General features: G+C 64.1%; 14 protein-coding genes and 1 riboswitch. Of the genes, 6 read left to right on the top strand and 8 right to left on the bottom strand.

The annotated features are described in order from the left end of the window. Positions 1–13: 13 nt before the first annotated feature. From ACNQPL_RS20460 to ACNQPL_RS20445, 4 genes are all read left to right on the top strand, one after another. The gene (locus tag ACNQPL_RS20460; protein WP_346614653.1) at positions 14–757 is read left to right on the top strand and encodes a transporter substrate-binding domain-containing protein; all 744 of its coding nucleotides are present in this window, start codon (positions 14–16) and stop codon (positions 755–757) included. 121 nt (positions 758–878) lie between these two features. Beyond that, positions 879–1,496, top strand: a complete 618-nt coding sequence (gene ribA / locus ACNQPL_RS20455) for a GTP cyclohydrolase II (RefSeq protein ID WP_346614652.1) — start codon at positions 879–881, stop codon at positions 1,494–1,496. Next, positions 1,493–1,912, top strand: coding sequence for an MFS transporter (locus tag ACNQPL_RS20450; RefSeq protein WP_416467733.1), 420 nt, complete (start codon positions 1,493–1,495; stop codon positions 1,910–1,912). Before ribA ends, ACNQPL_RS20450 begins: the two co-directional genes overlap by 4 nt. Continuing rightward, the gene (locus ACNQPL_RS20445) at positions 1,912–2,724 is read left to right on the top strand and encodes a cobalamin-binding protein (protein WP_416467732.1); all 813 of its coding nucleotides are present in this window, start codon (positions 1,912–1,914) and stop codon (positions 2,722–2,724) included. Before ACNQPL_RS20450 ends, ACNQPL_RS20445 begins: the two co-directional genes overlap by 1 nt. Here ACNQPL_RS20445 and ACNQPL_RS20440 read toward each other — a convergent pair. The 5 genes from ACNQPL_RS20440 to ribB form a co-directional block, all read right to left on the bottom strand. Then, a complete protein-coding gene (locus ACNQPL_RS20440; protein WP_416467731.1) occupies positions 2,702–4,579 on the bottom strand; it encodes a TonB-dependent receptor domain-containing protein in 1,878 nt (625 codons plus the stop codon). The genes ACNQPL_RS20445 and ACNQPL_RS20440 overlap by 23 nt on opposite strands. A 106-nt stretch (positions 4,580–4,685) precedes the next feature. Further along, entirely contained in the window at positions 4,686–6,581 is a 1,896-nt protein-coding gene (gene dxs / locus ACNQPL_RS20435; protein ID WP_416467730.1) for a 1-deoxy-D-xylulose-5-phosphate synthase, read from the bottom strand. A 101-nt stretch (positions 6,582–6,682) separates the two neighbouring features. Then, entirely contained in the window at positions 6,683–7,570 is an 888-nt protein-coding gene (ispA, locus tag ACNQPL_RS20430) for a (2E,6E)-farnesyl diphosphate synthase (RefSeq protein ID WP_346614647.1), read from the bottom strand. Further along, positions 7,567–7,809: an exodeoxyribonuclease VII small subunit gene (locus ACNQPL_RS20425; RefSeq protein WP_008092375.1), complete on the bottom strand. Its 243-nt coding sequence runs from the start codon at positions 7,807–7,809 to the stop codon at positions 7,567–7,569. Before ACNQPL_RS20425 ends, ispA begins: the two co-directional genes overlap by 4 nt. A gap of 211 nt (positions 7,810–8,020) precedes the next feature. After that, positions 8,021–8,671 carry a 3,4-dihydroxy-2-butanone-4-phosphate synthase gene (ribB, locus tag ACNQPL_RS20420; RefSeq protein ID WP_416467729.1) on the bottom strand — a complete coding sequence of 217 codons (651 nt, stop codon included), beginning with the start codon at positions 8,669–8,671 and terminating at the stop codon, positions 8,021–8,023. 80 nt (positions 8,672–8,751) lie between these two features. Beyond that, a riboswitch (FMN riboswitch) is annotated at positions 8,752–8,893 on the bottom strand. Positions 8,894–8,956: 63 nt separating this feature from the next. Between ribB and ACNQPL_RS20415 the strand changes: the two genes are divergently transcribed. Next, complete coding sequence (locus ACNQPL_RS20415) at positions 8,957–9,361, top strand: hypothetical protein (protein ID WP_416467727.1); 405 nt, start codon at positions 8,957–8,959, stop codon at positions 9,359–9,361. Positions 9,362–9,422: 61 nt separating this feature from the next. On the opposite strand, the gene ACNQPL_RS20410 is transcribed toward ACNQPL_RS20415, so the two are convergent. From ACNQPL_RS20410 to ACNQPL_RS20400, 3 genes are all read right to left on the bottom strand, one after another. Beyond that, positions 9,423–10,313, bottom strand: a complete 891-nt coding sequence (locus ACNQPL_RS20410; RefSeq protein ID WP_416467725.1) for an alpha/beta hydrolase — start codon at positions 10,311–10,313, stop codon at positions 9,423–9,425. A gap of 81 nt (positions 10,314–10,394) precedes the next feature. Further along, a complete protein-coding gene (locus tag ACNQPL_RS20405; RefSeq protein WP_416467724.1) occupies positions 10,395–11,741 on the bottom strand; it encodes a histidine kinase sensor domain-containing protein in 1,347 nt (448 codons plus the stop codon). Beyond that, positions 11,741–12,433 carry a response regulator transcription factor gene (locus ACNQPL_RS20400; RefSeq protein ID WP_416467722.1) on the bottom strand — a complete coding sequence of 231 codons (693 nt, stop codon included), beginning with the start codon at positions 12,431–12,433 and terminating at the stop codon, positions 11,741–11,743. The genes ACNQPL_RS20405 and ACNQPL_RS20400 overlap by 1 nt, the downstream gene beginning before the upstream one ends. Before the next feature lie 194 nt (positions 12,434–12,627). Here ACNQPL_RS20400 and ACNQPL_RS20395 point away from each other — a divergent pair, with 194 nt between their 5' ends. Further along, complete coding sequence (locus ACNQPL_RS20395; RefSeq protein ID WP_346614641.1) at positions 12,628–14,805, top strand: TonB-dependent siderophore receptor; 2,178 nt, start codon at positions 12,628–12,630, stop codon at positions 14,803–14,805. Positions 14,806–14,952: the final 147 nt, after the last annotated feature.

Here is a 14,952-nt window from a genome sequence, read left to right as displayed (position 1 = left end):
AGGGAGCGCTTTGATGGCCATACGGACTGTGCTGCTGGCAATGATGCTTGGCCTTGCCCCATGGGTGGCGGCGGCGGAGGGGACGCCGAAGCAGGTCCATCTGGTCAGCGAAGAATGGCTCGACTACACCAATGCCGATGGCAGCGGCGTAGCCTGGGATGTGCTGCGCAAGGTGTTCGAGCCAGCAGGGGTGAAGGTGGTGGCGCAAAGCGCGCCTTACAGCCGGGCAGTTGGGCTGGTCAAGCGCGGCGAGGCCGATGCCTGGGTCGGCTCGTACAAGGATGAGAACGAAGACAACCTCTACCCGCGCTGGCACTTCGACATGGACCATATCTATGCCTTGGGCCTTGCCAGCAAGCCTGTGCCAACCCTGAACACCGTCGGCCAGTACCGCCTGGCATGGGTACGCGGCTATGACTACAGCAGCTACCTGCCGAACGCCAAGACCTTCCGCGAAATCCAGCGCCGCGAGGGCATCCTGCCGATGCTCGAGCATGATCGGGTGGACTTCTACATCGATGCACTGACCGAGGTGGACTACGTGCTCGGCCAGAGCCCCCAGCCCGAGCGCTTCCGCCGCACCCACGTGGCCGAACTGCCGCTGTACCTGGCGTTCGCCCGCAACGACCAGGCCAGGGCTTTGCGAGACCTGTTCGACCGGCGCATGGACGAGCTGGTGCGCAGTGGCGAGCTGCGGCCGATTTTCGAGCACTGGAAACAGCCGTATCCATTCGCTACCGACAGCCAGCCGCAGTGATGCCACCCTGCTCAGCATCGAACTTTTCGATCTTAAGCCACGGTATTCAACGAGCGCGCAGCCGCCGACCTGCTGATACAATCGCTTCACGAGAAATTTCCTACTTATCCAGGAGCACAACGTGCCCGTCGTCTTTGTTGCCGCCTCTAAACTCCCGACGCCTTTTGCGACTTTCACCATGCATGGTTTCCTCGAAGAAGCCACCGGCCGTGAGCACGTGGTGCTCAGCCTGGGTGATATTGCCGACGGCGAGCCGGTGCTGGGGCGCCTGCACTCCGAGTGCCTGACCGGCGATGCCTTGTTCAGCCAGCGTTGCGACTGCGGTTCGCAACTGGAAGCCGCTTTGCAGGCGATCGCCCGTGAAGGCCGTGGTGTGCTGCTGTACCTGCGCCAGGAAGGCCGTGGCATTGGTTTGTTGAACAAGATCCGCGCCTACGAGCTGCAGGACGGTGGTGCCGACACCGTCGAGGCCAACGAGCGTCTGGGCTTTGCCGCCGACCAGCGTGATTATGCGATTTGCCTGCCGATGCTCGAGCACCTGGGCGTTAAATCGCTGCGCCTGATGACCAACAACCCGCGCAAGGTCAAAGCGCTGACCGACATGAACATCAAGGTCGCCGAGCGCGTGCCGCTGCACACCGGCCACAACCCGCACAACCGCTACTACCTGGCCACCAAGGCCGACAAACTGGGCCACATGCTGGGTAACGAGCACCAGGGCGAGGTGCCCCAGGCGTGACCCGGGGCGAGGTGAAGCGGCGCCTGGCGCTGGCCTGGTGGCAATACCTGGCGGTCGGCGTGGTGCCGCTGCCGGTCATGGCCTGGGCCTTTGGTGGTGGCGATGCGCTGATCCCGGTGCTGGCCATGCCGCTGTTCATCGCGGGCGCGGCGACCATGTTCCTGAGCCTGCCGCGCTTTGGTGCCTACAAACGTTCTTTGATTGCGGCCTCCAAGGTCATGGGCACTGCTGAAGAGCCCGAGGCCTGGATCGAGTTGGCGCGGGTGCGTCGTATGGCGATGCTGTACGCCTGCTTCCCTGCTTGGGTGGGCGCGCTGTCGGTGCTGGTGGGGCTTGAGGCGGTTCCGCAGATCCTTCTGGCGCTGTCCACCGTGGTCATCCTTTACCTCTACCGCATTCCGCGTCAGCTGGGCTGATGCGCATCCTGCTCTGCCTGCTGACGCTGCTGGCCTGCACCGCCCGGGCTGGCGAGCCCTTGCGCGTGGTCAGCCTCGCACCCTCGATGAGCGAGATCATGCTTGAACTGCAGGCCGATGACCTGCTGGTGGGCGTGCTCGATGGCGGCGAGCGGCCAGCGGCGCTGCGCAACCTGCCTTCGGTGGGGCGCCAGGGGCAACTGGACATGGAGCGCTTGCTGAGCCTCAAGCCGGACCTGTTGTTGTTCTGGCCTGGCAGCGTGGTGCCGGCCCAGCGCGATCAGCTCAAGCGCCTGGGCATTGCCATGTATAGCGCCGAACCCCACACCCTTGACCAGCTACTCGAACAGATCGAGGCCATTGGCGTGCGGGTCGGGCGGGCAGAGCAGGGGCGGCGCTACGTGACGGGCTTGCGTGAGCGCTTGGCGCAGTTGCGCCAGCAGTATCGGCGCGAGCAGCCGCTGCGGGTGTTCTATCAGGTCTGGGACCGGCCGTTGTACACCTTGGGTGGGCGCCAGGTGGTCAGCGACGCCTTGGCGGTGTGCGGGGCGCGCAACATCTTCGCCGACTTGAGCCAGCCGGCCCCGCAGGTGAATGTCGAGTCGGTGCTGCTGGGTGATCCGCAGGTGATCCTTGCCGGCGATGCGGCGCAGCTTGCCAGCTGGAAGGCCTGGCCACGCCTCAGTGCGGTGGCCAGTAACAGCTTGCTGGTGGTGCCGGACAAGGGCCTGGAGCGGCCCAGCGGGCAAATGATCGAAGCCACTGTCCGCCTGTGCGCGTTGCTTGCGGCTAAAGCGCCGGTGTCCAGGTGACGCTGAACAGCGCTGTGCGGCCTTCTTCGCGGTAGCCGTAGCTGGCGCCTTCGTAGCTGTACAGTGCGCGGCTGTAGCCCTTGTCCAGCAGGTTGTCCAGCTTCAACTCCAGTTTCAGCTCATCCGTCGCAGCCCAGCTGCCACGCAGGCCCAGCAGGCCGTAGCCACCCAGGCGGTTGCGGTTGGCCTCGTCGTCGTAGCTGGCGCTGACGGCTTGCCAGCTGCCGCCGACGGTAAAGCGCTCGAACTGACGGTCCAGATCCAGGCTCAAGGTGCGCCGGGCGCGGCGAGCGAGGGTGTGGCCGCTGTCCCGATCACGCGGGTCGATCAACGCCAGGCCGAGCTGGCTTCGCCACTCACCCCACTGCTGATCCAGGGCCATTTCAAAGCCGTTGATGCGTGCCGAGGCAATGTTACGCGGGATCGAGTCCTGCCCGAAGATGATCGCATCGCGCAAATCAGTGCGGTACAGCGAGGCTTCCAGGCGGCTGTCGTGGCTCAGTTGGCTGCGCCACTGCAGCTCGTAACTCTTCGAGTGCTCCGGGTCCAGGTTCGGGTTGCTGAACTGTGGGTAATACAGGTCGTTGAAGGTCGGGGCGCGGAAGCCTTCGCTGTAGGACAGCAGCACATCGTTGTGCGAATTCAACGGTACGGTGACGCTGCCGCTCCAGGTGGTCTGGCCGCCGAACTGCTGGTTCTGGTCGCGGCGCACGCCGAGCTCGGTGGAGAAGTGCTCGGCACTGAAGCGGTGCTGGATGAAGGCGGCGCGGTTCCAGCGGCTGTCCTCGGTGAAGTCGGTGCTGCCGTGCACGCGGTCCTCGTACCAGTCGCCACCCACCAGCAGGTTGTGCTGCTCGGTCAGGGCCAGGTCGTTCTGCCAGGTGACCTGGTCGCGATAGGTGTTGAACACCGAGCGTTCGTCGCTCAGCTTGTCGCGCTTGTCATCCCGGTTTTCGCTGTGGCCCAGCTCCAGGCGGGAATGCCACGCGTCGGTAAGCTGGGCGTCGAAGTAAGTGCCGATGCTACTGACGCTGAAGTCGGTGTAGGGCTTTTGCCCGAAGCTTTCAAACGTCACCGGGTCAAAGCCGCCGAATGGGTTGTCGTACTCACTGCGGCCACGGCTGTCGAGCAGGTTCAGGCCCGCTTCAAAGCGTTCGCCAAAGGTGCGGCTCAGGCTCAGGTTCAGCGATTTGTTGCGGTAGGCATCGTGGTCGCCATCGCTGGCGAAGGACGGCCCGGTGGAGTCGATGCCGGCCGTTTCGTCCAGGCTGGCGCCCAGGTTGAAGCGCGTGGCGCCGTCACCGCCGGACAGGCCCAGGCTGCGTTGCCAGGTGTGGTTGCTGCCTGCGGCCAGGCGCAGGCGCGGTTGCAGGCCGAGGCCAGTGCTGCGGCGGGTGAAGATCTGGATCACGCCGCCGATGGCATCGCTGCCGTAGACCGCCGAGCGTGAGCCGCGCAGTACCTCGACGCGTTCGATCTGTTCGACATCGAGAAACTGCAGGCCGCTGTCGCCGGAGGTGGCATTGGCGATGCGCACGCCATCCACCAGCACCAGGCTCTGGGCGGCCTTGGTGCCACGGATGAAGATACCCGGCAGGCTGCCGCGGCCCCCGGTGGGCGCAACTTGTACGCCCGGTACTCGGCTGAGCAGGTCGGTGACGCTGGTGGGTTGCAGGCGGTCGATGTCGCTGCGGGTGAAGACGGTGTTGGCTGCGCTGGTGGCGGTTCGGGATTCGACCTGGCGGTTGGCGCTGATCAGCACGTCAGGGAGTTTCAGGGCGTCATCGCGGGCAGGTTCTGCTGCTACGGCAGCGGCGGGGACACAGAGCAAGGCGGCAAAGGTCGGGATCTTCATCGGTTTTTCCAAAGCATTCGCGGGGCAAGCCCGCTCCCACAGGTCATGCGCTGAACCCTGTAGGAGCGGGCTTGCCCGCGAAAGGGCCGCAATGCGGCCCCGAGGATTACAAGCCGAGCGTAGCCATGCGGGCCTTCACCGAGGCTTCGATCCCGGCAGCGTCCAGCCCACACTCAGCCAGCATCTGCGCAGGCTTGGCGTGCTCGACATAGATGTCCGGCAGCCCCAGGTGCAGCAGCGGCTTGATCACGGCCTGGCTGGCCAGGAATTCACCGACGGCAGCGCCCGCGCCGCCCATGATGGCGTTCTCTTCGAGGGTGACCAGCAGCTCATGGCTGGCAGCCAGTTCGAGTACCAGCGCCTCGTCCAGCGGCTTGACGAAGCGCATGTCGACCACGGTGGCGTTGATCTGCTCGGCCACCTGCAGCGCTTCGGCCAGTTGCACACCAAACACCAGCAGGGCGACTTTTTCACCCTGGCGGCGGATGACGCCCTTGCCGATCTCCAGGGGTTCCAGGTCGCCGCTGATCGGTGCGTTCGGGCCCGTGCCGCGTGGGTAGCGCACCGCCGCTGGGCCGTTGTACAGGTGCCCGGTACTGAGCATCTTGCGCAGTTCGTTCTCGTCGCTCGGCGTCATCACCAGCATGCCTGGGATGCAGCGCAGGTACGACAGGTCGTAGCTGCCGGCGTGGGTCGGGCCGTCTTCGCCGACCAGGCCTGCACGGTCGATGGCGAACAGCACGTCGAGGTTCTGCACCGCCACGTCGTGGATCAGCTGGTCGTAGGCGCGCTGCAGGAAGGTCGAATAGATCGCCACCACCGGCTTGCTGCCTTCGCACGCCATGCCTGCAGCCAGGGTAACGGCGTGCTGCTCGGCGATGGCGACGTCGAAGTAGCGCTCCGGGAAGCGCTCGCTGAACTCGACCAGGTCGGAGCCTTCCTTCATCGCCGGGGTGATGCCCACCAGCCGGTTGTCGGCTGCGGCCATGTCGCACAGCCACTGGCCGAACACTGCGGAGTACTTCGGCCCGCTGGTCTTCTTCGGCGCTGCCGGCTTGTCGGCAGGCTCGAGTTTGGTGATGGCGTGGTAACCGATCGGGTCGATCTCGGCCGGCGCGAAACCTTTGCCCTTTTTGGTCACCACATGCAGGAACTGCGGGCCCTTGAGGTCACGCATGTTGCGCAGGGTGGCGATCATGGTGGGCAGGTCGTGGCCGTCGATCGGGCCGATGTAGTTCCAGCCCAGCTCTTCGAACAGGGTGCCGGGGACCAGCATGCCCTTGGCGTACTCTTCGGTGCGGCGGGCGATTTCCCAGGCGCCGGGCAGGCGCGACAGCACCTTCTTGCTGCCCTCGCGCATGCTCGCGTAGGTGCGGCTGGAGAGAATCTTGGCCAGGTAGTTGGACAACCCACCGACGTTGCGCGAAATCGACATGTCGTTGTCGTTGAGGATAACGAGCATGTCGGCGTTGACTTCCTGGGCGTGGTTCAACGCCTCGAAGGCCATGCCGGCGGTCAGGGCGCCGTCGCCGATGACCGCAATCGACTTGCGTGCACTGTTTTGCAGGCGGGCGGCAATCGCCATGCCCAGCGCTGCGCTGATCGAGGTGCTGGAGTGGCCCACGCCGAAGGTGTCGTACTCACTCTCGCTGCGGCGCGGGAAGGCGGCGATGCCGTCCTTCTGGCGCAGGCTGAGCATGCGGTTACGCCGGCCGGTGAGGATCTTGTGCGGGTAGGCCTGGTGGCCGACGTCCCACACCAGCCGGTCGTCCGGGGTGTCGAAGACATAGTGCAGGGCGATCGTCAGCTCGATGACGCCCAGGCCGGCGCCAAAGTGCCCACCGGTCTGACCCACGGTGTAGAGCAGCTCCTGGCGCAACTCGTCGGCCAGGGTCTCCAGGTCGGCTTCGGCCAGCCGGCGCAGGCCGGCAGGCGTGTCAGCGCGGTCGAGCAACGGCGTGACCGGGCGTTCGCGGGGGATCTCTTGAAACGTCGTGGGCATCAGGCGAGTCGTTATAGATGTTAAGACGCGGCAGTTTACCCCATTGTGGGAAATACTGCCCATTCAGACGGGTGTGGGATTGGGCCGCAAGGCGGCCGCAATCAATGGCGGCGTTCGACGATGTAGCGCGCCAGCGCCCGCAGGGGTTCTGCGTTTTCACCCAAGCCTTGCAGTGCGTCCAGCGCCTGGTCGCGCAGTTCGATTGCATAGGCTTTGGCAGCCTCCAGGCCGAGCAGGGCCGGGTAGGTCGGTTTGTCACGGGCTATGTCTGCGCCCTGTCGCTTGCCAAGGGTGGCGGTATCGCTTTCCACGTCGAGGATGTCGTCCTGAACCTGGAATGCGAGGCCGATGGCCTGTGCATAAATCTGCAGGGCATCCAGCTGAGCCTGCTCGGCGCGGCCGCTGGCCAGGGCGCCCAGGCGCACGCTGGCTTCGATCAGCGCGCCGGTCTTGTGCCGGTGCATGAATTCGAGTGCCTGCTGGTCCAGCTTGAGGCCTACCGAACCGAGGTCGATGGCCTGCCCGCCGACCATACCGGCCGGGCCGGCCGCTTTGGCCAGCGCCTGGACCATGGCCAGGCGGATGCTGTCGGGTTGCGGGCTCAGGCGTGGGTCGAGCAGGGCGCTGAACGCCAGGCTCTGCAGGCCGTCGCCAGCAAGGATGGCGCACGCTTCATCGAACGCCTTGTGGGTGGTCGGCTGGCCGCGGCGCAGGTCATCGTCGTCCATGGCCGGCAGGTCGTCATGCACCAGCGAATAGGCGTGGATCAGTTCCACTGCGCAGGCGGCGCCGTTGGCCTGTTCGGCCGGCACACCCAGCGCCTCGCAGGCGGCATAGGCCAGCAGCGGGCGCACGCGCTTGCCGCCGTTCATCACGCTGTAGCGCATGGCGGCGTACAGGCGCTCGAGTTCTTTGGTCGGTGCGATGAACAGCGGTTCGAGGGCGGCGTCAACGCGGGCCTGGCTGCTGGCCTGGTAGGCGCTGATCATGCCTCTGGCTCCGCATCGAAGGGCTGCGCGGCGAGCTCGCCGTCACGCTCCAGCAGAATCTGTACTTTCTGTTCGGCCTGGGCCAACGCACCTTGGCAGTCGCGGGTCAGGGCAATGCCCTGCTCGAAGGCGGCAAGCGAGTCTTCCAGCGACAACTCGCCGTTCTCCAGGCGCTCGACCAGTGCTTGCAGGTCTGCGAGGGATTGCTCGAAATCGATGGAGGCTTTTTTGCGGGCCATGGCGACAGGTCTCGGTAGCGGTTCAGAACGGCGCGACACTAGCAGAGCGGGGCGGGGGGAGCAAATTGCAGGTTCGGTGAGGTTGAATTTACGGGCCTCATCGCCGGCAAGCCGGCTCCCACAGATACCGTGCTGGTAGTGAGTACAGCGCAGAAACCTGTGGGAGCCGGCTTGCCGGCGAAAGGGCCGCATAGCGGCCCCATGCATTCGATCAGGCGAGCTCAGCTTCCAGCTCCACCATCGCCTCGCGGCAGCGCGCCAGCTCTTCAATGGTCAGCACCGGCAGGTTGTATTGCCGCGCATACACCGCCACCTGCTCGCCACGGGCCATGCTGCCGTCGGGGTTCATCAGTTCGCACAGCACGGCCGCCGGGCGCAACCCGGCGAGGCGGGCCAGGTCCACCGAACCTTCGGTATGGCCACGGCGGGCAAGCACGCCACCATCACGCGCGCGCAACGGGAACACATGGCCGGGGCTGACGATATGGCGTTGTTCCGCCGTCGAGCGCAGTGCCGCCTCGATAGTGGTGATGCGGTCCTGGGCAGAAACGCCCGTGCTGACGCCTTCGGCGGCTTCGATGGTGACGGTGAAGCCGGTGCCATGGCGAGCCTGGTTGTTCTGCACCATTGGTGCCAGCTGCAGGGCATCGACGGTGGCTTCGTCCAGGCACAGGCAGACGATGCCGCTGCAGTCGCGAATCATCATGGCCATGGTCTGCAACGACAGGTTTTCGGCAGCGGCAACGATGTCCGCTTCGTCCTCGCGGTCGTCATCGTCGAGCAGCAGCACGGGGCGGCCGGCCTGGAAGGCCGCAATGGCGGCGGAAACATTGGGGAATTGCTGGTGATGCTTGGGGGACATGAAACGCTCCTCGTGATTGATCGATGAACGTCTCGGGGCGAACAAAATGCGCGCGCAAGGGCGCCCGAATGGCCCTTGGCTGACGCCTTCTTTCATCCGGACTATGACCGTCGGCTCTGGAGTCGCACCAGATCTGCTGACCCCCGGCATGGCCGGGGCGCTCGCGGGCTCATCTTTCGATTTACCGCCGGTGGGGACTTTCACCCCGCCCTGAAGACCCGCCAAGCATACAGCACAGTGCCACACTGCTGGCAACCCACGGGGCTAAGACTTTAGGCGACCTTCATGGCGGGCACGTTCTATTCGGAATCGACCTCAGGGACACTCTTCAGGCCGGCGCAACTGACATTTTTGCCAGTTGCCCAGTTTATAGGCCTGGCGCTAAATGACCCAAACCCATCGTCCTTGACGGTTGATTTTCTATCTCCATCAATAGGCTGCTGGCGAAGCCGTACTCTGCCGAGGCGTCATATGAGCAAAGATCTTGCATCCCTGGCCAAACGGATCAAGAAGTTGGAGGGTGTGGATATCTCGAAGGCTTCGCTGGCTGATAAGTTGGAGAGTTATATCGACGGGCCAGAGGGGCTTGTCTATCTAATTTTCAATTTGGCCCCGCACACTGATCAAGACTGGTCGGAATTAGAAACAATCCAGGACTTCCTCAACATCATCCCGGAGGCGAATCTTTAGTTTCGAAAACGGTGAACCCCCTGTGGGAGCGGGTTCACCCGCGAGAAGGCCAGCGCAAATCCTACTGGGACATGCCTTCTATCACCTTCTTGAGCGAAGCCGGCAACATCGGCCCATGCCCCAGCCCCTCGAACCGCTCGTAGCGCACCTGCAGCCCTGCCACCTTGGCCAGGTCCGCCGCCAGCTCACGCGCCGGCCGCTCTACGTCGCCCTTCACCTGGGCCCGCGGGTTCGCCGGTTCATCACTTCCTCGCATCAGCATCAGCGTCGGCCGGTGACCACCCAGGCGCCCCTGCAGCCCCTGCGCTTCACCAACGATCACGCCGTCATGCCACCAGAGCGACGGGCTTGCCGCGGCGTAGTCACTGAATGCTCCAGGCCGGGTGAACAGCGCATGCAACACCGCCAGCCCACCATACGAATGCCCCCACAGCGTCTGCCGTTGCAGGTCGATTGGCGCCACGCCGGCCACCATCGGCCGCATGCGCTGTGTCAGCAGGTCGAAGAACGCATCCACGCCGCCGCTCGGCAGGCCGGTCAGCGGGTCGCGCTGCTCGGCCTGCCCGGCAATCGCCGGGGTGTAGTCATACGTCCGCCCTGCGCGCTCGATGCGCTGCTCGGTCTGGTAACCCACCGCTACCAGCAGTGGCGCCTGGCCGGCTGCCAGTTTGCCTAGCAGTGCACTGTCCAGGGCGCCCAATGCGGCATTGCCGTCGAGCATCCACAGCACCGGGTAACCTGCGGCGGGTGCGGGGCGGTCCGGTTTGCCGATCCACAGGCGGTAATGGCGCTGGCCATCGGCCGAGTCCAGGTCGAGGTGGCTGAAGCGGTAGGCCAGGTCCTGGCGCTGCAGCAGGGACGTGTCCATCTTCTGCTCGCGCTCGGGCTGTGCCAGGGCAACCGGAGCCGCAAGGGCCAGCGCCAAAGCCAGGGGCAGGTAAATCTTGCTCATCAGGCGTCTCATCAGGGCTTTGCAGGGGCGCAAGGCGGGAGAACCAAGATGATAATCAGTCCTGATTGAGCGTAAAGCGCATTAACTTTCTAAACATTCCCGGGCCATAGGCAGCACCATATGCAGGCAAAGGCCGGGGTGGCCATTGCTGGCCCACAGCCGACCGCCTTGCAGTTCGATCGCGCGGCGGGCGATGGCCAGCCCCAGGCCGAAGCCTGCGCCGCTGTCGGGCAGGCGTTGGTAAGGTTTGAAGATGCGTTCCAGGTCCGCTTGAGGTACGCCGGGGCCCTGGTCGCTCAGGCGCAGGTGCCAGCTGTCGCCTTCACGCCAGCCATCCAGGCTGACCCGGCCGTCGGCGGGCGAGTGACGAATGGCATTGCGCAGCAAGTTTTCCAACGCCTGGGCCAGGCTGTCCAGGTGCACCTGGACCCGGCAATCGGGGCCGAGCGAGCAGGGCAGGCGCTCGGCGGCCCAGCCGCTTTCGAAGCAGGCGTCCTGGGTCAACGCTTCCCACACCGACACCATCAGCACCGGCTCGGTGGGTAGCTGCGGCTGCTCGGTGTCCAGCCAGGCAAGGTCCAGGGTGTCCTCGAGCAGCTTCTGCATGTCGTTTACCTCGTGCTCCAGGCGCTCGCGCAACTGGGCCGGTGGCAGGTGGCTGTCGTGGGCGATGCGCAGCCGCGCCAAGGGTGTACGCAGCTCGTGGGACAGCGTGCGCAGCAGCAGGCGTTGTTGATCAAGGCTTTGGCGCAGGCGGCCGGCCATGTGTTCGAAGGCTTGCGCCAGCTCACCCAGTTCATCACGGCGTTTCTGCAAAGGCAGGCCAGGGGTGTCCAGATCATCCGCGCGCAAGGCGTCGGCGCGGTCGCGCAACCGGTTGAGCGGCACCACAAGGTGTCGATAAATCGCCAGGCCCAGCAGCAATGCCAGCACCGTCGGTGCTACGCCATGGGTGATGACGTGGGTCCAGGGTGTCAGGCCCGTGGGCAACAGCCGTTCTGGCAGCTGCATGACCAGCCGGCCGTCCTCGGGGTGCTGCGGGAACTCGATGCTGACGTAGGGCAGTTCATCCTGCAGCCGCCGGCTCATCGGCCAGTCGAGTTTGCGCATGAAGGTCAGGTGGCTGGCCTCCTCGGCGCTTAGCGGCGTAGTGCCAAGGCTTTGCAGGTGCGGGCCGACCAGCCCCACCCAGGTGTCTTCGGCGTGCGCCAGCTTACTGCGCAAGGCTTCTGCGCCGGCCGCCCCACCTTGGCGCCAGGCCTGTTCGGCCTGCTGCGCATAACGCGCCAGGTAATCCTGGTCGGCCTGGGACAAAAAATAGGTACTGCGCTCTACCGACAGGCCCCAGGTCCAGATCAACCAGGTCAGCAGCAGGCAGAAGCTGACTTGCAGCGCCGCCAGTTTCCACAGCAGAGGGTGTCGGCGCATCACGCTTTTTCCGTGTCGACCAGTATGTACCCCTGGCCGCGCACGGCCTGGATCTGTACATGCTGGGCGCCGATATCGGCTAGCTTGCGACGCAGGTTGCACACATGCACATCCAGGCCGCGGTCCAGACGTGTGTACGCACGATGCAAGACGGTCTGGTAAAGAAATGCCTTGCTCAAGGCCTCGCCCGGGTGGGCGCTGAGGGTGGCCAGCAAGCGGAATTCGGAGCTGGTAAGGCCGGCAGTTTTGCCGTGGTGAACGACATCGTGGTGGTCCTGGTCGAGGGTCACCCGGCCCGCTTCAGTTTGCAGCAGCGCCCCGCGGCCAAAGGCGACGCGCCTTAGCAGTGCATCCACACGTGCATCCAGTTCGGCCAGGCTGAACGGTTTGGGCAGGTAATCGTCCGCGCCGCGGGTAAAGCCACTGATGCGGTCCTGCTCGGCCCCCAGCGCCGACATCAGCATCACCGGGACTGCCTGGTGGCGGCGTAGCTCATCAAGCAGGCTGAGGCCGTCAAGGCCTGGAAGCATGATGTCCAGCAACACCAGGTCGAAGCGGCTGTGCTGCACCGCGCTCAACGCCTGAGTGCCGGTGGCGCGCGCGGCTACCTGAAAGCTGCGGTTGAGGAAGTGGCGCTGGAGGTCCTCACGCAAGCGTGGGTCATCTTCGACGAGCAGGAGTGAGGTTGGCATGGGGCAGTCTTGAATGAGAATTTGTATCAGTTGTCGATCATCCCATTGCGGGCAGGGGGAGGGCAATCGCCCTGTGCGAGGCGCATGTGTTAAGAAGGTTAATCCTGCTGCACCTCAGGATTTGCTCCGGTATCGTTCGCAAAAAGCAACGTATTTCGTTTGCGATTAAATATCATTTGGGCGATAGGTGCGTCATGAGCGGTTTCAAAGGTGTGGGGAGCCCGCAACGGGTTCGGGGATGGCTGGTACTGGGGTTGCTGGCGCCGTTTTCGTTGTCGGCACTGGCTGAAACGGTAGCGACGCAGTCTGCGGCTGCGGACACCTCGCTCGATCTGCCGGCATTGACCATCGAAGGCAACCGCCTGTACGACATGCTGCCCTCGGAGCAAACCGGTGGCTACAGCGTCGACGCTGCAACCGTAGGCACCAAGACCCCAGCGTCGCTCAAAGAGATCCCGCAGTCCGTCACCGTCTACACCCAGGACTACATCAAAGACCGCCAATTCGTGCACCTGGATGACCTGGCCAAATATACGGCGGGCCTACGCACGCTGACCAACGACAGCGGCCGTTCGTCGATCTACGCCCGTGGCTACGAGTACAGCGAGTTCAACATCGACGGCCTGCCCGCGCCTATGGCGAGCATCTTCGGCACCGTGCCGTCGCTGGCGGCCTTCGACCGTGTCGAGATCATGCGTGGCCCGGCTGGCTTGTTCAGCAGCACCAGTGAACTGGGCGGCATCGTCAACATGGTGCGCAAGCGTCCGACCGCCGAGTTCCAGGGCCACGTCGAAGCGAGCTACGGCACCTGGGACACCAACCACGAAGAAATTGACCTGGGCGGGCCGCTGGATGACGCTGGCCGTGTGCGTGGCCGTTTCGTTGCATCGCGTGACGACAGCAACGGTGAAGTCGATTACAACGCCAACACCAGTAACAGCTACTACGGCGCGCTGGATATCGACCTGGACGACGACACCCAGTTGTCGTTCGGCCTGATCCACGAAGTCAAGAACATCACACCGCACAACGGCTATCCGGCCACGCTGTCCGGTGAAGTCCCGGACTTCAGCCATTCCAGGTTTCTTGGCGCTGACTGGAACTACTTCGACGGCAAGACCACCGACCTGGTTGCCGAGTTGACGCACCGCTTCGATAACGGCGGTTATGGCCGTATCGCCGCCCGCGGTTCGCACCGCGACACCAACTACCTGTATGCCTTTACCGCGACCAATGGCACCACCGGTGCCAACTCCGAGCGCGCCAGCGCCAGGGACTTTACCCAGGACACCTACTCGCTGGACGCCAGCTACAGCCAGCCGTTCGAAACCTTTGGCCAGGTCAGCGAGTTCGTGGTTGGCACCGACTACAAGAACTACGACACCGAGTACCTCAACGGCACCACCAACCTGGGCCCCATCAACGTCAACAGCTATTCGCCGACGCAGTTCGCCAAACCATCGCCGAACTACAGCACCGAAACCGGCATGCAAGAGGAAGAATACGGCCTGTATTCAAAAGTCACCTTCCGCCCGATCGAGCGCCTGGCGCTGATCGCCGGGGGCCGCTTCAGCTGGTATCGCGGTGATTTCTACACCACCACCCTGAGCAGCGGCTCGACTGTCGATGACAACAAACGCGTCGATGGCCGCTTCACGCCGTACGGTGGTGTGGTCTACGACCTGACCGAAAACCATGCGCTGTACGCCAGTTATTCGCAGGTGTTCAAGCCCCAGTCTGATACCGATGGCAATGGCCGAGTGCTCAAACCGCGGCAGGGCGAGCAGTACGAATTCGGCCTCAAGAGCAGCTACTTCGGTGGTGACCTGAATACCCGTTTCTCGGTATTTCGCCTGACCGACGAAAACCGCGCCAGCACCGAATACGATGCCGATGGCGTCGACACTGGCTTCTCCGTCGCCTCGGGCAAGACTCGCGTAAAGGGCGCCGAAGTGGAAGTCAGCGGCAAGCTTACGCAGAACTGGGAGGTGCTGGCGGGCTACACCTGGATGGAAACCGAAACCGTGGAGGGTGATGCCGAAACCACGTTCTTCATCATGCCGCGCAACCAGGCGTCGCTGTGGAGCAAGTACACCATCAGCCAAGGGCCGCTGACCGGGCTGGCAATCGGCGGTGGCGTCTCGGCGATGAGCCACTTCTATTCCGAGAATGGCGGCGTGCGCATTGATGCACCTGGCTATGCGACGGTGGATGCGATGCTGTCTTACCCGGTTACCTCGAAGCTGACGGCAACCCTTAACGTGAATAACCTGTTCGACCGGGATTACCTGTCGCGGGTGGGGTCGACTTCGACGTTCAACTTCTATGGTCCCTCGCGCAGCATGATGGTGGGCGCGCGGTATGATTTCTGACGAATAGGCCCGGAAATCTTCAGGGTTTTCCCGTTGCCTATAGTCCATTTCTGACTAGGGCTGAGTCTATCTGGAGCCCGAGGTGGCCTCATCGCCGGCAAGCCGGCTCCCACAGGGTTCAGCAGCGCTGCGCACATTGTAGGAGCC

This window comes from Pseudomonas sp. LFS044 (assembly GCF_047978245.1).
Lineage (GTDB): Bacteria > Pseudomonadota > Gammaproteobacteria > Pseudomonadales > Pseudomonadaceae > Aquipseudomonas.
The sequence above is the reverse complement of the archived record's forward strand: the minus strand, read 5'-3'. Positions and strand labels throughout refer to the sequence as shown.